The 24186-nt window shown below is 45.3% G+C and carries 22 protein-coding genes and 3 pseudogenes; 15 read left to right on the top strand and 10 right to left on the bottom strand.

Annotated features, from left to right (window positions below; translation table 11 throughout):
• Nucleotides 1-7: 7 nt before the first annotated feature.
• From ACFQZR_RS24070 to ACFQZR_RS24055, 4 genes are all read left to right on the top strand, one after another.
• A complete protein-coding gene (locus ACFQZR_RS24070) occupies nt 8-1108 on the top strand; it encodes an ABC transporter ATP-binding protein (RefSeq protein ID WP_379350607.1) in 1101 nt (366 codons plus the stop codon).
• Entirely contained in the window at nt 1105-2760 is a 1656-nt protein-coding gene (locus ACFQZR_RS24065; protein WP_314585754.1) for an ABC transporter permease, read from the top strand. The genes ACFQZR_RS24070 and ACFQZR_RS24065 overlap by 4 nt, the downstream gene beginning before the upstream one ends.
• A gap of 154 nt (nt 2761-2914) precedes the next feature.
• Nucleotides 2915-4615, top strand: coding sequence for a sensor histidine kinase (locus ACFQZR_RS24060; RefSeq protein WP_379350604.1), 1701 nt, complete (start codon nt 2915-2917; stop codon nt 4613-4615).
• Entirely contained in the window at nt 4608-5396 is a 789-nt protein-coding gene (locus ACFQZR_RS24055) for a response regulator transcription factor (RefSeq protein WP_379350602.1), read from the top strand. The genes ACFQZR_RS24060 and ACFQZR_RS24055 overlap by 8 nt, the downstream gene beginning before the upstream one ends.
• 207 nt (nt 5397-5603) lie before the next feature.
• Here the strand turns inward: ACFQZR_RS24055 and ACFQZR_RS24050 are convergent.
• A pseudogene (locus ACFQZR_RS24050) lies at nt 5604-5789 on the bottom strand (bifunctional hydroxymethylpyrimidine kinase/phosphomethylpyrimidine kinase); the annotation flags it as partial.
• 376 nt (nt 5790-6165) lie between these two features.
• Here ACFQZR_RS24050 and ACFQZR_RS24045 point away from each other — a divergent pair.
• Nucleotides 6166-6369 carry a hypothetical protein gene (locus ACFQZR_RS24045; protein WP_379350600.1) on the top strand — a complete coding sequence of 68 codons (204 nt, stop codon included), beginning with the start codon at nt 6166-6168 and terminating at the stop codon, nt 6367-6369.
• 94 nt (nt 6370-6463) lie between these two features.
• Nucleotides 6464-8140, top strand: a complete 1677-nt coding sequence (locus tag ACFQZR_RS24040; protein ID WP_379350598.1) for a DUF4855 domain-containing protein — start codon at nt 6464-6466, stop codon at nt 8138-8140.
• A 316-nt stretch (nt 8141-8456) separates the two neighbouring features.
• Here the strand turns inward: ACFQZR_RS24040 and ACFQZR_RS24035 are convergent, their stop codons facing one another.
• Nucleotides 8457-9014, bottom strand: coding sequence for a GNAT family N-acetyltransferase (locus ACFQZR_RS24035; RefSeq protein ID WP_379350596.1), 558 nt, complete (start codon nt 9012-9014; stop codon nt 8457-8459).
• A complete protein-coding gene (locus ACFQZR_RS24030) occupies nt 8974-10476 on the bottom strand; it encodes a serine hydrolase domain-containing protein (protein WP_379350594.1) in 1503 nt (500 codons plus the stop codon). The genes ACFQZR_RS24035 and ACFQZR_RS24030 overlap by 41 nt, the downstream gene beginning before the upstream one ends.
• A 147-nt stretch (nt 10477-10623) precedes the next feature.
• Between ACFQZR_RS24030 and ACFQZR_RS24025 the strand changes: the two genes are divergently transcribed.
• Nucleotides 10624-11499 (top strand): GNAT family N-acetyltransferase, encoded by an 876-nt coding sequence (locus tag ACFQZR_RS24025; RefSeq protein ID WP_379350592.1) that lies wholly within the window; start codon nt 10624-10626, stop codon nt 11497-11499.
• Here the strand turns inward: ACFQZR_RS24025 and ACFQZR_RS24020 are convergent.
• Nucleotides 11428-11607: pseudogene (locus tag ACFQZR_RS24020) on the bottom strand (SUMF1/EgtB/PvdO family nonheme iron enzyme); the annotation flags it as partial. The gene ACFQZR_RS24025 and the pseudogene ACFQZR_RS24020 overlap by 72 nt on opposite strands.
• Nucleotides 11608-11746: 139 nt before the next feature.
• Between ACFQZR_RS24020 and scfA the strand changes: the two are divergent.
• The gene (gene scfA / locus ACFQZR_RS24015) at nt 11747-11896 is read left to right on the top strand and encodes a six-cysteine ranthipeptide SCIFF (RefSeq protein WP_083927148.1); all 150 of its coding nucleotides are present in this window, start codon (nt 11747-11749) and stop codon (nt 11894-11896) included.
• A gap of 89 nt (nt 11897-11985) precedes the next feature.
• Complete coding sequence (scfB, locus tag ACFQZR_RS24010; RefSeq protein WP_379350590.1) at nt 11986-13377, top strand: thioether cross-link-forming SCIFF peptide maturase; 1392 nt, start codon at nt 11986-11988, stop codon at nt 13375-13377.
• A gap of 65 nt (nt 13378-13442) precedes the next feature.
• Here the strand turns inward: scfB and ACFQZR_RS24005 are convergent, their stop codons facing one another.
• The 3 genes from ACFQZR_RS24005 to ACFQZR_RS23995 all read right to left on the bottom strand — a co-directional run bounded on the left by ACFQZR_RS24005 (nt 13443) and on the right by ACFQZR_RS23995 (nt 14821).
• The gene (locus tag ACFQZR_RS24005) at nt 13443-13706 is read right to left on the bottom strand and encodes a hypothetical protein (RefSeq protein ID WP_379350588.1); all 264 of its coding nucleotides are present in this window, start codon (nt 13704-13706) and stop codon (nt 13443-13445) included.
• 33 nt (nt 13707-13739) lie between these two features.
• Nucleotides 13740-14285, bottom strand: a complete 546-nt coding sequence (locus ACFQZR_RS24000; RefSeq protein WP_379350586.1) for a cupin domain-containing protein — start codon at nt 14283-14285, stop codon at nt 13740-13742.
• A 158-nt stretch (nt 14286-14443) separates the two neighbouring features.
• Complete coding sequence (locus ACFQZR_RS23995) at nt 14444-14821, bottom strand: DUF1259 domain-containing protein (protein WP_379350584.1); 378 nt, start codon at nt 14819-14821, stop codon at nt 14444-14446.
• Between the two features lie 82 nt (nt 14822-14903).
• On the opposite strand from ACFQZR_RS23995, the gene ACFQZR_RS23990 reads away from it, so the two are divergent.
• The gene (locus ACFQZR_RS23990) at nt 14904-15740 is read left to right on the top strand and encodes a GNAT family N-acetyltransferase (protein WP_379350582.1); all 837 of its coding nucleotides are present in this window, start codon (nt 14904-14906) and stop codon (nt 15738-15740) included.
• Between the two features lie 170 nt (nt 15741-15910).
• Here ACFQZR_RS23990 and ACFQZR_RS23985 read toward each other — a convergent pair whose 3' ends face one another.
• From ACFQZR_RS23985 to ACFQZR_RS23975, 3 genes are all read right to left on the bottom strand, one after another.
• Nucleotides 15911-16480, bottom strand: coding sequence for an SF0329 family protein (locus tag ACFQZR_RS23985; RefSeq protein ID WP_379350580.1), 570 nt, complete (start codon nt 16478-16480; stop codon nt 15911-15913).
• A gap of 298 nt (nt 16481-16778) precedes the next feature.
• The gene (locus tag ACFQZR_RS23980; RefSeq protein ID WP_379350578.1) at nt 16779-17300 is read right to left on the bottom strand and encodes an ankyrin repeat domain-containing protein; all 522 of its coding nucleotides are present in this window, start codon (nt 17298-17300) and stop codon (nt 16779-16781) included.
• Nucleotides 17301-17561: 261 nt separating this feature from the next.
• Nucleotides 17562-18482, bottom strand: a complete 921-nt coding sequence (locus tag ACFQZR_RS23975; protein ID WP_379350576.1) for an RluA family pseudouridine synthase — start codon at nt 18480-18482, stop codon at nt 17562-17564.
• Between the two features lie 278 nt (nt 18483-18760).
• Here ACFQZR_RS23975 and ACFQZR_RS23970 point away from each other — a divergent pair, with 278 nt between their 5' ends.
• The 5 genes and pseudogenes from ACFQZR_RS23970 (at nt 18761) to recQ (ending at nt 24153) form a co-directional block, all read left to right on the top strand.
• Complete coding sequence (locus tag ACFQZR_RS23970) at nt 18761-19426, top strand: hypothetical protein (protein ID WP_379350574.1); 666 nt, start codon at nt 18761-18763, stop codon at nt 19424-19426.
• Nucleotides 19427-19514: 88 nt separating this feature from the next.
• Nucleotides 19515-20495 (top strand): ABC transporter ATP-binding protein, encoded by a 981-nt coding sequence (locus tag ACFQZR_RS23965; RefSeq protein ID WP_379350572.1) that lies wholly within the window; start codon nt 19515-19517, stop codon nt 20493-20495.
• Nucleotides 20492-21610, top strand: a complete 1119-nt coding sequence (locus ACFQZR_RS23960) for an ABC transporter permease (protein ID WP_379350570.1) — start codon at nt 20492-20494, stop codon at nt 21608-21610. Before ACFQZR_RS23965 ends, ACFQZR_RS23960 begins: the two co-directional genes overlap by 4 nt.
• Before the next feature lie 211 nt (nt 21611-21821).
• Nucleotides 21822-22211: pseudogene (locus tag ACFQZR_RS23955) on the top strand (TioE family transcriptional regulator); the annotation flags it as partial.
• A gap of 142 nt (nt 22212-22353) precedes the next feature.
• Nucleotides 22354-24153, top strand: a complete 1800-nt coding sequence (gene recQ / locus ACFQZR_RS23950; protein ID WP_379350568.1) for a DNA helicase RecQ — start codon at nt 22354-22356, stop codon at nt 24151-24153.
• Nucleotides 24154-24186: the final 33 nt, after the last annotated feature.

The following is a 24186-nucleotide window of genomic DNA, read 5'->3' as shown; positions in this document are numbered from 1 at the left end:
GACAACCATGACAGTAACGATTAACATCAAAGACTTAGTCAAAAAGTATGCAGATGCGACGGTCATTCCTGCGTTGTCCCTGGAGATTAAGAAGGGTGAGTTCTTCACCCTTCTCGGTCCTTCCGGATGCGGGAAAACCACACTATTACGGATGATTGCTGGCTTTAACAGCATTGAAGGCGGGACGATCAGCTTCAATGAACGGGTCATCAATCAGGTCGAACCGGGCAAACGGAATATCGGGATGGTATTTCAGAACTATGCGATTTTCCCTCATTTAACGGTCAAAGGCAACATTGCGTTTGGTCTTGAAAACCGGAAGATCCCTAAGGAACAAATTGCCGCTAAGGTCGATGATATTCTGAAGGTTGTACAAATCGAACAATACAAGGATCGGATGCCGAAGAATCTATCTGGGGGACAGCAGCAGCGTGTCGCGCTTGCTAGAGCGATCGTCATTCGTCCCGATGTGCTGCTCATGGATGAGCCTCTATCCAACCTCGATGCGAAATTACGGATCGACATGCGGAATGCGATCAAGGATATTCAGAGGGAAGTTGGGATCACAACCGTATACGTCACGCATGATCAAGAAGAAGCGATGGCTGTATCAGATCGAATCGCAGTCATGAAATCGGGGATCATTCAGCACCTGGGCACACCGCAAGAGATTTATCAACGTCCTGCCAATGTATTCGTTGCTACTTTTATCGGCCGAACGAACATTATTGAAGGCACCCTAGCGCAAGAGGAAGGCCGTTATTCCTTACAGATCGGTTCTGATTATGCTGAGCCAATGTCTAACATTCGCGTTCCTAAACCACAAGCTTCGCTGAAAGTACAAATTTCGGTTCGCCCGGAGGAGTTCATCATGACGGAGGACCAGAGCGGGATCCGAGCTACTATTGTACACAGCGTATTCTTAGGACAAAATACACATTATTTCGTCGATCTTGAATCGGGTCAGCGGATCGAAATCACGCAGGAATCGAAAACGAGTCAAATCCTTTCCCCCGGTGAAGTGATTTATCTGAAAGTCAAAACAGACAAAATTAATGTATACGATGCTGCGGGTGAATTGAACTACACAGGGAGCGGTCAGCTATGAATGATACGCGCAAACGGTTTGACATCTGGACGAACATTTCATTACTGATCTTTGTCTTCTATATTCTCTTTCTAGCACTTCCGTTATTCACCATGTTGATTAAGAGTTTTTACAACGGCACGACAGGCGACTTTTCACTTGCGTATTTCACGAAATTTTTCAGCAAGCCCTATTATTTAACGGCACTATTCAACAGTATTAAAGTAACGGTCTGTGTAACCGCACTTTCTGCGCTGATTGCAACGCCGCTGGCCTACTTGATGGCCACGGTCAAAATTAAAGGGAATTCTACCATCCGCATTATGATTCTGATCTCGTCGATGTCAGCACCATTCATAGGCGCTTACTCCTGGATCCTGCTATTAGGACGAAACGGCGTAATTACTCAATTCATCAAAAATGTTTTTGGGTTCACTATGCCTGATATATATGGGTTTACAGGGATTCTCGTCGTCTTAACGTTACAGATGGTTCCGCTTATCTTCATGTATGTATCCGGTGCGCTGAAGAATGTGGACCAATCGCTCATGGAAGCAGCGGAAAGTATGGGGTACAAAGGCTTCAACAAAATGCGCAAGGTTCTGCTTCCATTGATTACACCAACCTTGCTCGCTGGCGGATTGCTCGTATTCATGCGTGCACTTGCTGACTTTGGTACACCAATGCTGATCGGTGAAGGGTTCAAAACCGTTCCCGTCCTTATTTTCAACGAATTTATTAGTGAGGTTGGCGGCGATGATGGGTTTGCTGCTGCGATCAGCGTCATTGTCGTACTCTTCGCTACAGTGATCTTCCTGCTGCAGAAATACGTATCCAATCGTAAATCTTTTACAATGAGCGCTTTGCATCCGATTGAAGCGAAGAAGAAGTCGGGTATCGGTAATATTGTGGCTCACGTTGTGATCTATGCCTATACGCTAATCGCGCTCTTGCCGCAGCTGTACGTTATTTATACATCTTTTCTCAAAACAAACGGTCGAATCTTTGTCGATGGGTACTCGTTGCAGAGTTACATCGATGCATTCAGCAATATCGGCGGCGTGATTGCCAATACGTTCTTCCTTGCGGTTGTATCCCTCGTCGTGATTATACTGCTTGCGATTCTCATCGCGTATGTAACGGTTCGTCGTCGCAATGCTTTAACGAATACGCTGGATATTTTCACGATGTTCCCTTATATCGTTCCTGGTTCCATCTTAGGTATTGCATTGCTCATTACCTTCAACGATAAGCCGCTCGCATTAAGCGGAACCGCACTCATTATGATTATTTCCTTCGTGATTCGTCGTCTGCCTTATACGATTCGATCGAGTGCAGCGATATTGCATCAGATCAACGGGGGCATTGAAGAAGCGGCGATCAGTTTGGGAGCTTCCCAGATGCGAACATTTTTCAAAATTACACTTCCGATGATGGTGGCGGGTGTCGTCTCGGGAGCTATTCTTAGCTGGGTTACCATCATTACGGAATTAAGTACCTCGATCATCTTATATACGGGGAAAACGAAGACGGTTACGGTTGCGATTTATACCGAAGTTATTCGAGGCAACTATGGCGTCGCTGCAGCGTTGTCTACCATATTAACATTGATTACCGTCATCTCACTGTTGGTCTTCCTCAAGCTGTCTGGGCAGAAGGAAGTATCGCTATAAAGCTCGTTCATATCATGCAAGTCGGCACCTGGCATAAGGGTCGGCTTGTTTTGACATTTAGAGTTTATTACCATGGACGAATGTCTTTCTTTTTCCTTACACTGAATAGGAGAGGCGTAAGGTACATAGACGGATTTTATAGTCGGAGGACAGCATGAAACGTAGAAAACATCGCAATTTTAAAGAATCGACCCGTCGCTTGTTTCGTTTATATACGATGATACCGTTTGCGATATTAATGGTTTTGTTCGTTATATTTACGATTGTCAACGGCAGAATCAACATCATGCAGAAAACGAATCAAGCTGCACAATCCATCAGTCATTCCATCACTGAAGTCTATCAACAATACCATGATGAGATTCAGCGGATGGCGGATTCGCCTGCCGTTGTGAACTATGTGAGTACACATTTGGGAAGCGAGAAGGTATACTCTGAATTCTATGATTTCAACAACCAACAGAAGGTGAAGGGCATATTCCATATCCTGAACAAAGACGGGATTTTCCTCGCTACCTCTGCACCAACGAATTTATTGGATTCCGACTTTTCTTTCCGAAACTTCATTCACCGGGTAGAGATGTATCCGAATGAGACGATAGCTGAAATGAACAGCTTCCGGTACTCGCATGATCGGACTACAAGCTATTCGTTTGGCCGAGCGATCGTGAAAGATGGTCAGACGATTGGCTACATTGTCTATCAGTTATATGAAGCCGATTTTCAGAAGCTGATCTTTACGCAAAATAATGAAATCGCGTTGATTACCGATGAGTATAAGACGATCATTGCGACCACCAGTAACATTACCAAAGGGGTTCTAAACAAGTTCCAACCTACGCTGGATAATCAGGGACATGCCCAGATTAACAACGGAAGCTACTATATGTATTCCAAACCTATCCAAGGCACGCCGCTGCAAGTATTTACGCTGAATTCCTATAACTCAGAGCAATACACGTACTATACCGTGGCTATCTTTATCGTAGCGACTTGTTTGCTGTTGTGGATTATGCTGCAGTTCCTATCGAATAAAATGTCATCCCGAAATTCGGAGTCGATTGACAAATTCGTTGCTGCGCTGGACGTGTTAAGAGATGGGAAGTTAGATGGTTACGTCGATATTCAGACGGGGGATGAATTCGAAACGCTGGGTCATGAGTATAATGCGATGCTGGACCGGCTGCAGGACTTGCTCAAGAAAAATAAAGAGCTGTCGGAACTGAGTACCATGATCGAAGTCAAACAACTGCAGGCGCAATTCCACCCGCATTTCATTTTTAACGTGCTCGAAACCTTACGGTATGCGATCAAGATCGATGCAAATCAAGCACAAGAGATTGTAATCCTATTATCTCGCTTGTTGCGTTATAGTATCGGACATGATCGCAGCGTCAAGCTGAAGGATGATATGAATTATGTGCGCGATTATTTGAAGCTTCAGCAAATTCGATTCAATGAGCGACTCGAGTATCGCATTTCCGTTACGGAGGAGACGCAAGATATATGCATTCCTAAGCTTTTACTGCAGCCCTTTATCGAAAACGCTATCAAGTATGGGTATCAGAATCAGAGCAATGTCCTGATTGAGATTCGTGTGTATATATCAGACGAACAGCTGATTCTTGAGGTTCAAGATCATGGTCAAGGGATGGATAAGAAGACATTGCAGGAAGTCAATCAGCTATTGCAAAGCCAGAACAACATGACGCAGCATATCGGACTGTACAACGTTCATCGTCGTCTAGTGCTTCTGTATGGCGAAGCGTCTGGGATTCGCATGAATAGCATCCAAGGAAAAGGTACCTGTGTGACCGTTACAATTCCTTTCGAAAGGAGTGGATCAGATGTTTAAAGTACTGCTTGTTGAAGATGAAGATATGATAAGGCGGGGCATTCGATTTAGTATCGATTGGTTGAAATATGATTGTATTGTGATTGAGGAGGGGCTGAACGGACAAGATGGGCTGCAGAAAATCTGCGAATACAAGCCTGATATCGTGATTACGGACATTAACATGCCCATTATGGATGGCATCTCCATGATTCGTGAGGGGCTGGAGCAGCATACCTTCAGCAGTATCATTATCTCGGGTTATAATGAATTTCATTTGGCGAAGCAGGCCATTCAGTTAGGTGTGACCGAGTTTCTCGTGAAGCCGCTAGAGGACGACCAGCTCATCGCAGCCTTGGAGTCGGCGAAGGCCAAAGTGGACCTTCTCCGCAAATACGAGATTATTTCTAATCATCCGCAAGAGAAAGAGGAGATCATTAACAGTCGGTTTCTGGAGAAAGAGACGAAGACTTCGAAGTATGTATCCAAGATGATCGCCTATGTGCAAGAGAATTACGCCCAAAAAATCAGCATTCATGACTTGGTTGAAGAGCTTGGCTTAAGCGCTTATTACTTGAATCAAAAATTCAAGGCAGAGACCAGTTATACATTCAATGAATTCCTAAATCGCTACCGCATCCATAAGTCGATTGATTTATTAAAAGCGGGGGACGGTAAAGTCTATACGATCGCACAGGATATTGGCTTCAGCGACTACAAATATTTTATCAGTATCTTCAAGAAATACGCCCACGGCACACCCAGCAAATACCTGGAATATTTCGGGGAGAAGGAGATGTAGTACGGTGAAGCGTTGGAGACAACGAAAGGCGCCTTGCGGACAGGAGTGTTCCTGAACTGCAAGGCGTTTTCTAGTTTTTGCTCATCCCAATCGCGGAAAGAATATATTCCAATTCTTACAAAATCAACATAAAAGCTAGAGGTGCGAGAGAATATAGGCACCCTTGATTCAACACGAAGGAATGGCGAATGGCTTTGGTAATGAAGGCTTTTCGCCGCCTTTGACAAGGACGTATTTCGCGTCTTTCTCGTGAATTCGGGCAGCTGCTTCTTTCATTTCCTCAACGCTCTTAATCAGCGTCATGCCGCTGAGTTGCAAAGCCTCGAATAAGTTAGGCGTAACCACAAGAGCCTTCGGCACAAGAATATTGCGAAGCGCTTCATTCGTCTCCGGTTAGAGCTTTGTGTATCATCTTTGTTAACCCCTAAAAATGCAGGAATCCTGTGTATGTTATTCGTTAACTAAGCTTGGTCAAATGTCTTCGGGGAATTGTACGATAATCCTATAATTTTATACAAAAGTGTAAAGACGACTTTAGGGTTAATGCTATAATTTAGTTCAATCAACATTTGGTATTTTAAGTAAATTATAACTAATGAAAACTAGAAAGGGAATTATTGAGGTGGTGATCTGTTAGCCGTTTCTATGAATATCATATGTTATTGAAGATTGAAAGGGTCTATTAACAGTAAAGTGAAAACGCTTTCTGATTAGGAGTTGATAACTATTCTCCTTTGTCTGGCAGTATAACGATTCATTCTATGTATCGATGTATTTGACGGAAACGAAGGTTCTGTCGATGCAGCTTGCTGCGCTTCCTGGTCTGCTTGCTGGAAATTCGCCGGAGTATATGCTGACATCTGTTCGGTTAAATGCCGGGATTGTGCTAGTGATCATACCGATCATTATTTTTTACTTGCTGCTGCAGAAGCAGTTCGTTGAAAGTGTCGAGCGATCCGGCATCGTCGGTTAACCATACTGCATGAATCAAGTTTATCTGGAATCCGTTTTTCTATGGCAATCGGTATTATTCAATCTAAATATTAATGTATGCGGAGGTTGAACGAATGAGTAAAAAATGGAATCAGGGACGCAAGCTGCTGCTTCTCGGGCTTGCAGCAATTACGTTTGTTATGAGTATATCAATCGTGCAGGCCGATCAGGATCATGTAGAGCCCAGGAATTTAGTTGCGGGATTAAGCTATACCTTGTCAGATCCCCCTTATGAAAATTACCCCGATTCGGAGCGGGAATTAACCGACGGCATCTATGATGCGAGCCTTACCTTTTACGATCCCGCTTGGCAAGGTCATCTGAGAGGCAAAACGAGAGAGGTTGTCTTCGATTTAGGAGAGCTGAAATCCATCAGCGGAATCAAGGCGCACTTTATGCAGCATTCAGAAGTCGGCATTTTCTATCCCAATACCGTATCCATGTACGTCTCGATGGATGGTGAGAAATGGGGAACGCTCGCCCATGTCAATACGAAGCTTCCGATCTGGGAGTCGGGACCGGCTACCGAGCAGTATTACAATTGGGATGGCGTTACCGACGGCGTGCCTGCCAAGGGACATCCCAAGGCCACCACGGCGCAGGCTCGGTATGTGAAAGTGACCTTCATTGCAGGAACGTTTGCATTCCTTGATGAAATCGAAGTATGGGGTGTTGACGGCAAAGCCAAAGGATCGGCGAAAATCCCGGTCGACGAGCCCGCTTATGCGCTTGCCGGCAAAGCCAGCGGCGGCATTGACAATCTAATGCTGCTCTACAACGGCTGGTATGAAAACGGCGATGGGGATTGGACGAAGGAGAACATCATGCCATACATCAGTTATGTGGATGAGAAGGGCAAGCCGCAGGACTGGTTGTATGACGGTGTGCTGTATTTGGGCTTATGGTATAAAGACTGGGGAGGTAATTACGGAACAGGAACAGCTAATCTAACGGCCTGGCAATGGTATCTGGACAAAACGTTCGCTCCGGAAGGCGATTTGAAGCAGCTGAATGATGCCACGAAGGAAGCGGGACTGAAGCTTGGCGATCAGAAGCACAAAACGAAGGTTGTATTGATGATTCCTCACCCGGGGAAAGAGCTCAGCGATTTTGGAGATGTGGACGGTGACGGTGTATCCGAAAATATGGTATCTCAAGAAGTGGGCGAAGAAGCAGCATTGGCTAACCGCAAGAAGGCCGTGGATTGGTACATGAATGAACTCCGCACACGCTGGGAGGCTTCCGGTTATTCCCATCTGGAGCTGACGGGCATGTATTGGCTCGCTGAACATGCTGGGGACTCATATGATAAACAGTTAATACGCTATACAAGTGACCTTGTCCATGATGAGAAAAAGCACTTCTTCTGGATTCCTAACTTCTTCGGGAACCAAAACTACGCATGGGAGGAATTGGGCTTCGATATCGCTGCCTTGCAGCCTAACCATTTCTTTGATGAAACACCGGTAGAGCGGCTTGAAACGTCCACAGGACTGTCGCAACAGTATCATATGGGTGTTGAGATGGAGTTTGACGAACGTATGATTGATGATCCCGCATTTCGTGCACGATATATCGAGTACTTAAACGGCGGTATCGATTACGGTTATATGGGAGATATTTTCAAAGCGTATTACCAAGGAAACACGGCACTGCTGGACAGCTCGAGAAGCGAAGATCCCGCGGTACGTCAGCTGTATGACTGGATGTATCAATTTATAAAAGGGACTTATATGAAACAGACACCATAACCCAGCAGCTTGTCTCCTGATGAGGATGGATCAAGCTCAATAATACAATTTCAAGCCATGTTATCCGATTGGGGGGAGACATGGCTTTTTCTTTTGATGGATTGTAATATGAAGTGCGACATTCTGAAATAAAAATAGCCCATGGAAGATTCGTGTAGAATGAAGTTACCACACACCATTCACACAAGGGAATCTCACCATGAGTTATACTAACCGAACGCAGCAAACTAGAGCTGTTGTTAAAGATGAACTGGTCAGCTCGAGCTATTGCGGCCAGGAGCGTTCCTGAACTGCAAGGCGCTTCGTATAAACCTTGTTAACCTTCTTGCCCGATAACATCTTCTTCCAGAATGGCGAATGTCAGATGATCTTCCCATCGTCCATTGATGTTTACATTTTTTCTGGCTAATCCTTCTTGGGTGAAACCAGCTTTTTGCATCACTTTGATAGACCCGGTATTATGTGGCATAACCCCGGCTTCGATCCGATGAAGCTTCAGTTCCGTAAAAGCGTAGTTCACCACCAGCTTTACCGCCTCCGTCATGTATCCTTTTCCATTCTGATCTTGATCCAATATGTAGCCAATTCCACAGCTTTCTAGATTTTCACGAACGACCTTATATAACATCACTTCACCGATTAATTCGCCTGCATTTCGTGAATGGATTAGAAAAAGATATCTTGTACCGTCCTTTTGAGATTTCAGCGTGTTAAGAATTCGATCGACTTGTCCTTGATACGTATAGAAATGCTCGTCTCGTTTACCCGAGAACGCTTGGAAAAAATCTTTATTCTTCACTTGAAGAGCAAGAAGTGCCTGCGCATCAGACACCTCAACGAGTTTCATATCGATGTTCGTTCCTTGGATCAGCATTGGATCGCTCCTTTATTAAGTGGTCGTGTAATAAATCCCCTGTAACACAATATTCAGATATATTCAGGGATACATTGATGTCGAACTGGAGATTGATGGACTCACCATGGAATACGATGGTATAGGTGACCACGTAGGGCGTTTCAATATAGAACAGTGTGAGCTGTAAGGTGTCGTGACTCTGCCAAGATGCATAGGTGACAACCTCCTGCGAACATATCGATAAGTCTTTGTTGAAGACGCTTGTTGCGTGAAGGGGGCTAGTGAAGTCGAAAGGCAGTAATTGATCTTTCGAATCCCTGTAGATAAAATGCACCGTTAGCGTTGTATCCTGCTGCGTGAATGCCACGGTTCGAGGGCCGGAGGGGTTAGGCTGCAGGGCATACCTATGCTGATGGATATCAGGCATCTTCGAAGGGATGGACTGCGACGGAAGCGCTGAGTTATTCATTTTAGACAGTTGAGATTGTAATGCACTTCGGTTCTCGGGAGCAAGCGAATCGCTCTTGTCTAAGCGATCGAAAATATGCTCATAAATTAAATCGAGTAGGGTCTGTAATTGATTCATACTCTCGAAGCTTGATGTTGCTGCTATGACGATCTTTTCTTCAGGCGCAACAAAACAAAGCTGTCCAAAGCCACCATCCCCCCGATAACACCCACGCCGACACAGATGGATCTGGTAGCCGTAGCCTTGTGCGGAATCGATACGCTTTGCGCCTAAGCGGTTATCGCTTTGTTCGGACGTCGCAAGTCGAATGTACTGCTCAGAGAGTATTCTCTTCCCTGCGTAAACGCCTTGATCTAAGAGCATGAGGCCAATCTTCGCGATGCTCTCCGTCGATAGACTTAACCCCATTCCGCCAGCGGTCATCCCTTTCGGACAGGTTTCCCATGTGGGTCGTGGTATTCCTAATGGATCAAACAGTGTCGGCATAAGAAAATCTATTACATTTTGCCCCGTGACTGTCTCCAAAATGGCGGCCAACATATACGTAGAATGCGTGCTGTAACGGTAATGCGTTCCAGGCTCATGTTCGATCTCTAAGGATAAAAAAGTGCTCACCCAGTCTTCTTCTTGCGCAACAACAGCATAAATATCCTCATGGTGTCCCGCGTTCATAGACAATAGATGGTGAATCGTCATTTTCGATAAATTCGGCGAAACAGGATCAGGAAGCCGATTCTGAAAGAAAGATATGACCTTATCTTCCAAACTTAATAGACTGTGATCCCAAGCGATCCCCACAGCAAGGGAAGTGATACTCTTACTCAGTGAAAATAACAGCTGCGGACAATCTAGCCGATAAGGGGAGCGCGCGAATTTCGAGGTGACGCAGCCGTCTTGTATCAAAATAAATGTATTTACGTCTAAACTTTGTTTTTCGATTGCAGCGTAAAAATGGGTTAGAGCTTGTGAAGAAAGTCCGTGATTCTCCGGGTAATCGTGTGGTAGGTCCAATCCTTTCGCCTCCCTTTACTTATTGATTTCGATATTCTACCTGATACGACCTTCCAAGTGTCCAAAACAAATATAAATAAACTCTGCCTATGTATATCACATCGGTGTGATACTATGATGTTGACGAAAGTGGAGGGAGGGATATCCGTGCAAGAACCTCGATTTGTGAAGGATTATAAAAATAACGATGTGCTTAGGAAGAGTCTTTCGGAGCTTGCTCATCGTACGTTTGAGATAAGCTTTGAAGAATGGTACCAGAAGGGTTTTTGGAATGAACGATACATTCCGTATTCATTTGCGCAAGGGGACCAAGTGGTTGCAAATGTCTCGGTGAACCTACTTGATTTAGTGATAGATGGTGACAAGAAAAGCGCGATACAAATCGGAACCGTTATGACACATCCGGATTTCCGAGGGCAAGGGTTGTCCACAAGCTTAATGAACAAAGTGCTAGAAGATTACGAGAAACAATATGATGTCATGTATCTTTTTGCGAATGATTCGGTTCTGGGTTTCTACCCGAAGTTTGGGTTTCAAGCCGTAGAAGAATATCTGTTTACGATGGACTTTACCCCGAGGGAGATTGAGCCTACCGGGATCCGAAAACTAAATGTGAGTCGAGCGGAGGATCTGCATCTGATCTATCAATTCGTATCGGAGAGATTACCGGTTTCGAAGCGCTTAGGAACGGACCACACGCAAGGGATTTTCATGTTTTATGGCTTGAACGTTTTCCGAGAGGATATGTACTACCTGGAAGAAGAGAATGTCATTGTGGTGTATAAGAAAGAGAATCATCATATGGATGTTTTCGATATGGTCCACACGCAGGAGATTCATACGCAAGATATACTTACGAAGATCGCAGGGCGTGATACGAAAAAAATAACATTTCATTACACGCCTGATGATCCTGATCTCGTACTGAATAAGGCTAGCTATCCGGGAGGTCTATTCGTAAGAACGAATGGGGAACATCATTATCCGGTACACGTTAAACATCCGATGACATCGACGGCTTAATAAGTTAGGTGTAGAGGGGTTTGGTGCCCCTCCATATTGATAGGCCGTCGTTCCGGCTTTACATGCATGTTGCCACTCTGCTTCGGTCGGAAGGCGGTAGCCGTCTGACGGTGATTTAGGTGTGATCTATTTGATTGACGTCCATCTGTGGTCGTTGTTACCTTTGTTAAAGGTAAAAAAGTGAAATCATTCACATTGTTATCTTTATTGGTTTGAACGAATTGAAATGGCAGAGGAGTTATTCATGATGAAAAGAATCGTAACACTAAGCACACGAACACTGATGGATACCGCAAAACACGGCGGATGCGGCGCATGCCAGACATCTTGCCAGTCTGCTTGCAAAACTTCCTGTGGAGTAGCAAACCAGCGTTGTGAAAACGCAATGAACAAATAGGATTTGGAGTTCACCGCCCACTGCGCTGTAGATGGGCGGCTATTTTTTAACCCGTGTCAACATGTAGGCAAAGGAGCTTGATTAGCAGTATGATTCATCAATATCAACTGAACGGATATAACATCGTCCTCGATACTTATAGCGGGTCGGTGCATGTTGTCGACGAATTGGCGTATGACATCATCGCGCTGTATGAGCAAGCGTCCCCGGACGAGATCCTGTCCTTTATACCGGAGAAATACGAATATGATCCGGCCATTTCCGAAGAGAGTATTCGAGGAACCATCGCGGAGGTGGAGGAGCTGAGAAGCCAGGGGCAGCTGTTCACCAAGGATCCGTATGAAAATCTCTCGATCGATCTGAAAAATCGACAGACCTATGTGAAGGCGCTCTGCCTGAATGTCGCGCATACCTGCAATCTATCCTGCGACTATTGCTTCGCCAGCCAAGGGAAATACAACGGTGATCGCGCACTCATGAGCTATGAGGTTGGACAAAGAGCCATCGATTACCTGCTGGAACATTCGGGTCACCATCGAAATCTTGACATTGACTTCTTCGGCGGGGAGCCGCTGATGGCATGGAACGTGGTCAAACAGATTGTAACTTATGCAAGAAGCAAAGAAAAAGAATATAAGAAAAAATTCCGCTTCACCTTCACGACGAATGGCATGCTGTTGAACGATGAGATCACCGAGTTCTTAAATCAGGAAATGTACAATGTCGTATTAAGTTTGGATGGCAGAAAAGAGGTTCATGACCGACTTCGCACAACCGTGACTGGAAAAGGTAGCTATGATCATATCGTACCGAAGTTCCAAGAATTCATTCGACAGCGTGGAGACCAAGAATACTATGTACGGGGAACCTATACGCGTAACAATGTCGATTTCACGAATGACATATTTCATATCGCAGACCTTGGGTTCGACAAAATCTCGATGGAGCCGGTCATCTGTGATCCGCGGGAGCCTTATGCACTTACCGAGGAGGATCTCCCGGAGATTTACAATCAGTACGAAATACTCGCTAAGGAAATGGTCAAGCGGGATGAACAAGGCAAAGGGTTTATCTTCTATCATTACATGCTGGACCTCTCAGAAGGTCCTTGCATCCAGAAGCGAATCACCGGCTGCGGATCAGGCACAGAATATCTCGCGGTCACGCCATGGGGCGAACTGTTCCCTTGTCACCAATTCGTAGGAGATGATGCGTATAGCATGGGGAACATTTGGGATGGCATCACAAGACCTGAGCTGCAATGCCAATTTAAAGAAAGCAATTGTTATTCGAAGCCAGAATGCAAAGATTGCTGGGCCAAGCTGTACTGCAGCGGCGGCTGTCCGGCCAATGCCCTGCACGCAACGGGCTCCATCAACGGCATCTATGACTTCAGCTGCGATATCTTCCGCAAGCGAATCGAATGCTCCATCATGGCGAAGATTGCTGAGTCGATGCGAGCGATGGAGAATCACGGTTAGATTCATGCAAGAGGGGCTCCACAGTCAAAAAAATGACGGAGGAGCCCCTTTTTCTTATGATCATATCATGCAGGTCCTACATCATAATAGAGGTCTGAGAATCTACCACTCTCGGGAACGACACACAACACTTGTTGACCTTCAGTGAAATGGCCTTCTTTCACAAGCTCCAAGAACCAATTCGATTCGACCGTTGTGATTTCATTAACCAGCCTTACGTCTTGCTTCAGGTTAAGCGCGCCACGATCTGCCGCTTCATGAATGGACGCATAATCTAGCCAGGAAGGAAAATTTAGATGAGATGCAGAAGCAGCAGGTTCCTTGCGCATGCCAATGACAAAAAAGAGGGGGCTTTACCCCCCTTACGATGTTTCAGAAGCCATGGCAATGGCTTTCGTCTCATGAATTGTTCCGAATGGATGCTCAGGTGGCGCGTAGATCGCGTAAACTTTAAGCGGTTTATTCCCTGTATTGATGACATTATGCCATTTCCCAGCAGGGACCATAATGGCATAGCCATCGTAGGCGTTTTGATGAAAATCTAATTGATCCTTGCGATCTCCCATCTGGACGAGTCCTTGACCATCTTCAATGCGTATAAATTGGTCTGTAGTCGGATGGACTTCCAAACCGATGTCTTCTCCAGGATTGATGCTCATCAGCGTTACTTGCAAGTGTTTCCCTGTCCATAAAGCGGTGCGGTAGTTATTGTTCTGCTTGGCTGCTTGATCAATATTCACGACAAATGGATAGGGTCCATAATCTTTCAACACAATGTCTCGATAATAAGCATCCCAGTTGCCGCTCCAATGATAATAGGGTTGATTCCAAGGGTTAACCCACGGGTTGTGCCAGTTGCTATGCATCGGATGGTGCCATGGATATTGACAGTATGATCTAGGGTACATCCTCAATCTCCTCTCATGCTTTCATTCACCATGTATCCTATGCTAGCGCCTATCTATCGTTGTGGAAAATGGGCAAGAGCCCAAAAAAGGAGGGGCGTTATCGCTCCTCTTTACGGTATCTGTCAACAGCGTGTCCTATAGCCATCCTTCTCAACCTCTTATTTATGAATAGCATCTAACGCTCGCTTCACTTTCCTTGCGAAAACAAGTGGTCTATCGACTGTTTCAATATTGATATAAATCAAGCGGGGCCGCTCGAATAACCATTCGTTATGGACAGACGTCACTTGAATAGCCGCGATGAATTTATTGACTTCTTTCTCTAAGAATGCCGCTCTACCTAAACAAAGTGCTCTGCCCGTCCTTTCATTTAATGATTCGAACGAGAAAGAGGACGTTATGCGAAATCTTTTCCCTAGAATCGTTGCTTTGATGTCATTTCGATTGATGGTCGAGACGCATTTTCCGCCGGCAAAGCCGGGTTGTCCACCGATTATTTTTGAAAATTGCTCACACAGCGTTCCGTTGCTAGGCATACATCATTTCCTCCCTGTTTTCGTTTATGATATGAGTACTGGAACAGGATGGAAACGGTGTATGGAGGGGAGATAAACCCCTGTGTTCATCGCAATAAAACTGATTGTATATTTATTTGATATAGAGTATTATTATTCAAAAATAATGTGGAGGATAATGATGGATAACAAACTCATTGAGGAATTATCTTTAAACCACTGGCAACCCTTATCCACTCTGCTATATGATGGATGGGTGTTGCGCTTCGCAGATGGCTATACAAAACGAGCAAACTCCATTAACCCAATTCATTATTCAACTTATGATTTGAATAATAAAATCGAAGAGTGTGAGAAAATTTATTCAGCAAATAATTTACCAACAACATACAAAATCACTCCTTTTGTTCACCCCATAAATCTAGATGGCTCATTAGAGGGAAAGGGCTATTCAGTGATTGATACTACAAGCGTCCAAACCTTGAAGTTAGATAACATAATCGAACCCGAACTAACTTCAGTTAGAATCTATGAAAACATCACTGCTGATTGGTTAGAAAATTTTTGTAGGCTCAATAACGTTAAAGATAAAGACAAACACGTTATGGAACGTATGCTATCCAATATTAAAACCAAAAAAGGATTTGTATCGCTTTATTACGAAGAAAAAGTTATTGCTTGCGGTCTTGGAGTTATTGAAAGAGAATACATTGGGTTATATGATATCGTAACGGATATAAATTTTAGAAATCGAGGTTTCGGAGAACAGATGATACTAAATCTGTTAAAGTGGGGGAAAGAAAATGGAGCAAGATACAGTTATTTAGCGGTAGTAGCCAATAATGCACCTGCGTTAAGACTTTATTCAAAAATCGGTTACTCGGAAATTTATAAGTACTGGTATAGGGTTAAGGACAACATTCAACAAGATCAAACTTGATAACAAAAGTAACACCAATCGGAAGCATCAAACGTGTCGCGCCCCCTCGAAGGGAAGACAGTAAATCTCCCCTCTTAACACAGGAATGGCATTCGATCTTTCTTGATATGGCTAGATTTTGGCTGCTATATCCTTTGCAGGACTCTCGACTGGAGGTAAATGAGTTATTTTTATAACGTACTAAGCCGTAGTTCATAAAAATATTGCACAATTGGATGCTTTAACTTCATCTTCTCGGTCATGTTTAAAATTCGCTTTTTTCCAACTCGTCTGTCTACCAAAGCTAGTATATTCAATAAGATATCATTGCTCTCCATGCTTTCCTCTATAGAAATGGATAAAAACTTAGTAGCAACAACTATAAAATTTGATTTACTTAATGATGATTGTGCTGACAAAAGCTCCTTTGCATATTCTGATATTTTTCTACTTCTTGCAATTACCTTTAGACGATCCTCCGGAACTGTTCCCTTGGTGTCTTTTCTGATCGCTTCAATTTCTTCATCATGGATAGGAATTTGGATAGCTGAATCATTCTTAATTTCCAGCTCCGTCTGATACCATCTGATTAAGGTAGTTTTATCACTCATATTGAGTACGTTCTTTTTATCTACCGCAATATAACAAAGTCCTGCTTTATCAGGTAAATAACGGTAGCTGGTTGCACGGTATTCGACCCTTCCATATAACGCAGGACAGAGAAAACCCTCTAGTTGTTGTTTCAATTTGCTCCAGGCCATGTAATCCTCCTATGTTCTATATAATAAATACCTATTAAGGCAGTTGTTCTATTACCCATAATACAATTCTCCGAGTGTATGGTGGAGAGTAAAAAAGGCCCGCTAATACACCTCCGATATTAGTCTTTCCTGACTAACAGTGAGCAGCACTCCACATGTGTTGAGGACAGTGTGAACATGCTATACGACAAGCCTCTACCAACTTAAGTCCTGACTGCGATTGTCAGGGCTCTATTCTATTTTGAACTGTAAATCACGTCAAGACCTAGACATACTTGTAGCAAGCTACTATAAGAAATTAGAGTATCGCTCCGTTTTGGCGAAGAAGTTCCGCTACGTTATTGTTACCTTGCTTTATTGCAAGAGACAATGCAGTTTCTCCACCTTCGATTCTAGCGTTAACATCGGCTCCATGTTCGATCAATAAGCGAATAATTTCTATGTTATCGTCATGGAATGCAGCAGTATGTAGACTAGTATGACCATTGCTGTCGTTAATATTTGTCTGCGCATTATGAGTTAAGAGCAATCTGATTACATCCACGTTACGCTCCCCCGCTATTGCTGCATGCAGTGCTGTATTCGAAGGAATGTAAGATATCTTGGAATGAGATATCGCATCAACATTTGCACCATAATTTAGCAATATCTCTACTACATCTTTGTTACCAAAATGTGCCGCATATCCCAAAGGTGTAAGCCCATCTCCATTTTCTGTATTTGCAAGGTGCGGGTGAGATTCTAAAATGTCTTTTATCCGTGAAGCTTCACCTGACTGAGCCGCTTGAAATACATCATCAATGATTTGTGTTAACTCCATTCATATAGCCTCCATTTCGACTGTTTTATGCGATGCAAATACGGGTTGTACTTAAATTATATCTACAGTTTGAACATTTCCACCTAATCAATTTAAATATCTTGTTTATATTTTTTCTGGATGGATGATCCATTTTCCTGCTTTGATCATTTATGGCAGCAGGCTAACCGCCGCCTAAACTGAAATCCTTGATTACAAAAGTAAAGACACGGACAATTATATCCGTGCCTTTGAAAAACAAGTCAGCAAACCTTAAAATTCTTAAGAAGGAGATTGTCGGAAAGGGTTAAGAAACGATTTGGGGATGGTGGATTCAAACCGTAAGAGCTGACCTGTCGTCGGATGCACAAAAGCTAATACACGTGCGTGAAGACCGAGTCGACGAATCGCGTTAGAACGCGAACCATATTTTTTATCGCCGACAATGGGATGTCCTAGATCTTGCATGTGGACGCGAATTTGGTTTTTCCGCCCAGTTTCGAGATGGACCTCTAATAAGCTGAAGTTTTTATTGGATTGCATAACTTTGTAATGGGTCACAGCGTGTTGACCGTCATTTGGGCGAGAACTGGAATACATTTTTAGTGTGCTGCTCTCTTTCAGCCAAGACGAAATGGTGCCTTCCGGTTTCTTGACTTGTCCTTCCACTAAGGCAACGTAGGAACGATCCTTCACACTTTCCTGCCAGGAGTTCTGTAGCAATTGCTGGACTTTCTCGCTCTTGGCGAACATCATAACACCAGACGTATCACGATCCAGCCGATGCACGACGAAAATTCTGCCTTTGGGGTCTTTACTTCGAACGTGACTCGTTAGCTGCCGGTAAGCTGTCATTTCATTTTCTTGGGGAGATGCGATCGACAGCAAACCTGCATCTTTCTGGATGACAATAATGTCCTCGTCTTCATGTAAAATGGTCAGGCCGACGAGCTGCGGCTCCTCCGCAACTTTGTCTTTATTGATCGTAACTGTTTGTCCGGGAACGAGGGGACAATTGTATTCCGTCACGACCCGACCGTTGACCGAGACCTGCCCACGAGCCAGTATAGATTTTACAGCATTGCGGCCAAGGTTGGACTGTTTATGTAATAAAAAAGGCAGCAGCTCTGCCGGTTCTTTGACTGTATATTGACTAATATTGGGACGCTTGGTTTTCGGGGAGTTCTTTTTGTGATGTTGCATGCGTGAGACCACCTTTTTTCTGCTTTTAACGATACTTTTCTACATATCTCTGGGACTCACTATACCATGAAGGGCTTGGAATTGCTATGAATGCGGAGTCACGCCTAAACGGACAAAATTTACGGCTTCCCGTTCATTTCGAATTGAACAGATAGCCATACGCAGGATACAATGGATGTAATTCCCAATGGATGGTGTGATAAAAAATGAACCATATGAGACGTTTACGATGTATCGGCCTCATAAGCCTCTGCCTTCTTATCTTAGGAGGATGTGAGATGCAAAGTGGTGCAGGGACGGTAAAAGGGGCTGGGTTTGCGAATAGCGAAATCTATCAATCTGTAATGGATGAGAAGTCTATCTCGTATTATAAGCCGTTAGATATGAAGGAAGGGCTTCCACCACTGCCTGAGCCCTGGCAATCGAAGATAAAGACAGTTGATACGACGAAGCTTCCATTTCACGTTGGTCAAGAGCGGGCTTATCTTGTTACATTCCAGCAAGGTCAATTAAAGACGCTACATCATCAAATCCAGCTGACTTATCTGAAAGATAAGGACGAGTACGGGCGTTATGGCAACGAATTCTTCATTATTCGGATGACAGAGGTGGCACAGGATCCATTCGCTAATCTGACAGGAGTAAAGGATATAGATCTTTTCGGAAATAAGCTGGAGCAAGGTTATATCCTTGAAGGGGTTCCTTACTATCATCATATCATTCAAACAAATAGCGCCTACACTTATCAATATTATGGATATGACGAAGAGAAGCAGCGGGTCAACATGACGGTGACGAATGCGAATGAAATCAATTTCTATATAGACGGGATTCACTACCAGATCGCTTATCAGGTGGACGGCAATCGGGTAAATCGAAAGGTAGAGGAACAGATGGTTGCACTCGCCAAGGCGTTCGTCCATGGTCAGAATAACTTCTCATAAATTCTGAGTTGTTCTCTTGTAGCTGGAAAGTGCGCGTATTATACTATACGAGGTAAAGTTTGGTAAATTTCATGAAGGAGGGGACCAGGTGACTTCGAATCTACAGCAGCATAGCGATCAAGGTGAGACGATTATTGATGTGCAAGGACTGCGCAAACGATATGGTTCCTTTACAGCAGTGGGCGGCATCGATTTTCAAGTGCGCAGAGGCGAGATTTTCGGCCTTCTCGGACCGAATGGAGCAGGGAAAACAACGACGATGGAGATGATCGAAGGTCTTCGGCAGCCGGATGAAGGCAGTGCGAAGGTTGCGGGATATGACACCCGCACGGATCTTGGCAAGGTGAAGACGGTGATCGGCGTACAACTCCAGTCGACTTCGCTATTCGAGCTCTTGAAAGTGAAGGAAATTACGAAGATGTATGCCAGCTTCTATGAGCATACGGTGCCAATTGGCCCCCTGCTCGCGAGTGTGACGCTGGAAGAGAAGCTCAATGACCGGGTGAAAAATTTATCCGGTGGGCAGAAGCAGCGTCTTGCCATCGCATTGGCACTCGTGAACGATCCGCAGATCGTGTTCCTTGATGAACCAACGACAGGACTCGATCCGCAAGCACGGCGTACCCTCTGGGATATTATTCTGAAAATGCGCGATAACGGCAAAACCGTCGTCATCAGTACGCATTACATGGATGAAGCTCAGCTGCTCTGTGATCGGATTTGTCTAATGGATCAGGGGAAAATTATTGCGCTCGATACACCACGGAACCTCATTTCGAATATGAATTCGGAGAGTGCGGTTGAATTCCGGATACCTGAAGAATTGCAATGGAGCGGTGCGCGGAAAGAAAATCTGCTGAGTGAACTGCAGCAGTTGAGTGGCGTACGCCTTGCGGAGTTCCGCAAGGACACGTATGTGCTCTATACAGACGATCTTCAACAGACGCTGACGGACTTCATTGATCATTGTAAAGCGCAGGACATTCAATTCGCAGACTTACTAACACGAACAGCGACATTAGAAGATGTCTTCATCCATATGACCGGAAGGAGCTTGAGAGAAGAATGAGAGCCTATGGCCAATTAACGATCGCACAGCTCCGGTTATTCGGACGCAATAAGCAAGTGTTGTTTTTTACATTATTTTTCCCGGTCTTCTTCATGGTGATGTTCGGTTATTTGTTCAGCGGCAACGGCAGCCTGAGCATTTATGGCGGTCTTATTGATCTGGATCAGACGACGGAATCGAAGGCTTTCGTCGCAGCGCTTGATCAGCAGAAAGAAATTTTGAAGCTGGATAGCGAGACGCCTCAAGCCGATGCGATGGAGAAGTTGAAGCAAGGCGACAATCAGATGGTTATCGTCATTCCGAAAGGCTATGGGGATAAGCTGAAGGCGGCGATGGCCTCTCCTGAAGCTGCCATTGCGGAGCATGGTAGCGTCGAAGTGTACTATGATGAGACCCAGGCACAGAAGTCAGGGGCAGCATTAAATGCCGTGTCCCAGGTTGTCGACGGTATCAGTAAAAGCTTCCTGAAATATAATCCTGTGGTCACAATTGAGCCCAAAGGCATTGAATCCCTGAATCTGAAATATATCGACTTTCTCGTACCAGGGATCGTGGCGATGATGATCATGTCGAACAATTTAAATGGTGTAGCAGGGCAGATCGCTTCCTGGCGGGAGCGCGGCGTATTACGCCGGATGCAGAGCACACCGCTCAAAGCATCGACCTTTATCGCAGCACAGATTACGGCAAGACTCATCTTAAATGGCGCACAGGCGTTAATCGTGTTGCTCATTGGTTCCATTGGTTTCGGTACGCAGATGAACGGATCCTGGGCGCTACTGCTCGGATTTGTCATCATCGGGACACTGGCGTTCATGGCAATTGGATTCATAATCGCGGGACTTGCGAAGACGCCGGAAAGTGCGGGCCCAATCGCAGGTTTTATCTCGTTCCCGTTGATGTTCCTCGGCGGCGTGTTCTTCCCGATTCAGAGTATGCCGGCATTCCTGCAGCCGATCATCAAGGCGCTTCCAATTGCGCATCTCAGTACGGCGCTTCGTCAGATTATGAACGTCGGCGCTGGCATTACCCAGTTATGGAGCGAAGGATTGCTGCTCTGCGCCTGGATGATTGTTGCGTTTATCGTGGCTAGCTTTACGTTTAAGTGGGAATAGCATGACCCAAGAAGACCTCCATTCACATGACATCTGTGAATTGGAGGTTTTTACTTCATGGTTACAGCTTCCTATCTAGCCAAGGACGTAGAATAGGCAGCACGCTCGCAGCCTGCATCGCTTGGGTGTGGTCGAGTCCTTCAAGCAAGGCGACGTCCCAACCGTAAGCCTCAATTTCTTGGCGTCGCTCTACCAGCGGTCCGATGATGTCGAAGTGGCAGCGATGACTGATGTACAGACTTCGGCGATCAGGCACTGGGAGAAGGAAGGGCTATTATCACCCATACGGAATCCTGACAACGGATATCGGCTCTATTCACCATTGCATGTGAGACGAATTTTATTGATTAGCACCTTGAGGAAGACGGTGTATTACTTGGACAAGATGAAAGAGATCGTTCAAGCCATTGAGCATCACAGCATAGAGAAAGCTACAGCAGTCGCCGAAGATGCACTCCTTCGGATTCATCGGCGTAATCGGCAGCAATATACAGGCGTCCATCAATTGATGGAATTATGTAAGGAGATTGGGTTGATAGGGGATGAGGGGGATGATCGTCCCTCCATTCATCACACGTTCGATAAGGAGCGGGACCATTAGCTTCTGATCTAGCGGCAGGAACTTACCAGATCCTCCTATCCAGGTAGGCTGGAAAATATAGTGAGAAAACTTCTGTCGAAGTACTTTCAATTCTATTGTGGTAAAATAGAGAGATGAAGATCATGGTCATGGGAGAGATTACATGTTAGAGCAAGCTCAAAAAGCTTTGCAGCAATATTACGGATACCCGTCCTTCCGCGAGGGGCAGAAGAAGATTATTACGAGCCTCCTTGAAGGCCACGATACACTCGGCATTATGCCGACGGGCGGCGGGAAGTCGATCTGCTACCAGATTCCTGCGCTTCTCTACCCGGGAACGACGCTCGTAATATCCCCGCTCATCTCACTTATGAAGGATCAGGTAGATGCACTGAATACGGTAGGTATTTCAGCAGCATATATTAATAGTTCGCTGACAACACGGGAAGTCAATGAGCGGCTATCCGCTGCACAGCGTGGTGAACTTAAACTGCTCTATGTTGCGCCAGAACGGCTTGACTCCGATTGGTTCTGTCAGCGTGTCGAGTCACTGCAGATTTCTTGTGTTGCGATTGATGAAGCACACTGTGTCTCCCAATGGGGACATGATTTCCGGACGAGCTATCTCGCGATTGCGCCATTCGTACGAAACCTTCGGACAAGGCCGATCCTTGCCGCATTTACTGCGACGGCGACACCGGAAGTCACACAGGATATGGCGAGGCTGCTGGAGCTTACGGATGCGAATCTGTTCGTAACAGGATTTGGGCGCGACAATCTGGCGATGCAGGTGCTGCGTGGTGAGAACAAACGGGACTTCGTGATGAACTATGCACTATCGCATGCATCGCAGCCGGGGATTATATATGCAGCTACGCGTAAAGATGTGGACGAACTGCACACGGCGATGCATCGCAAAGGTCTGAATGTTGGCAAATATCACGCTGGGCTGTCAGACGAGGAGCGTGCTCACAACCAAGAAGCCTTTATTTATGATGATATTCGGGTGATGGTGGCAACGAATGCCTTTGGTATGGGGATCGACAAATCCAACGTGCGTTACGTCATTCACTACAATATGCCGAAAAATATGGAAGCCTATGTCCAAGAAGCGGGCCGGGCAGGCCGGGATGGCGAGCCGAGCGAATGCATCTTGCTCTTCGGTCCGCAGGATATTATTACGCAGAAGTTCTTGATCGAACAGAACATGCAATCCCCGGAGCGCAAGTCGAATGAATATCGGAAATTGCAGACGATGGTAGATTACTGCTATACGCCGAAATGTCTCAATATTGCGATTCTCGATTATTTCGAAGATCAGGGTGAGCGCAAGCCTTGCGGTCTTTGCAGTTCCTGTAAGGATGAACGGGAGCTCGTCGACATTACGATTGAGGCGCAGAAAATATTCTCCTGTATCCATCGTATGCGCGAACGGTTCGGCGTATCGATGATTGCAGGTGTGCTTCGAGGCTCGGCGAACAAGAAGGTGCTGCAATACCGTTTCGACCAACTGCCGACCTATGGCGTGATGCGTAAATCGACGGACAAGGAGATCAGTGATCTGATCAATGTCTTGATCGCCGAAGGCTATCTGATGCTGGCTGAAGGGCAGTATCCGGTTGTCAAAATCGCCCCTCTCGCCGTTGAGGTATTGAAGGGTCAGCGCCAAGTGTTCCAGAAGGTGCACAAGCAGCCAGAAGCAAGGCCTGGCTCCATGGACGAGACCTTATTCGAGCAGCTTCGACTCATCCGCCGGGATTTGGCTGCGAAGGCTAAAGTGCCGCCGTATATTATTTTCAACGATGCGACGCTGCGTGAGATGGCTGAGCTCTGTCCGACGACCGAGAAAGCCATGCTGCGTATCAAAGGGGTCGGAGAGCAGAAGTTCCGTAACTACGGCGCGCCGTTCCTGCAATTTTTCCAAGAGAAGAGTATGCAGGAGAGCCATGGTTTTGAAGACTAGGTCGGCTAAATTTGCTAGAATAAGAGCATTCTA

Source organism: Paenibacillus sp. GCM10027629, assembly GCF_042676425.1.
Lineage (GTDB): Bacteria > Bacillota > Bacilli > Paenibacillales > Paenibacillaceae > Paenibacillus_K > Paenibacillus_K terrigena.
The sequence above is the reverse complement of the archived record's forward strand: the minus strand, read 5'-3'. Positions and strand labels throughout refer to the sequence as shown.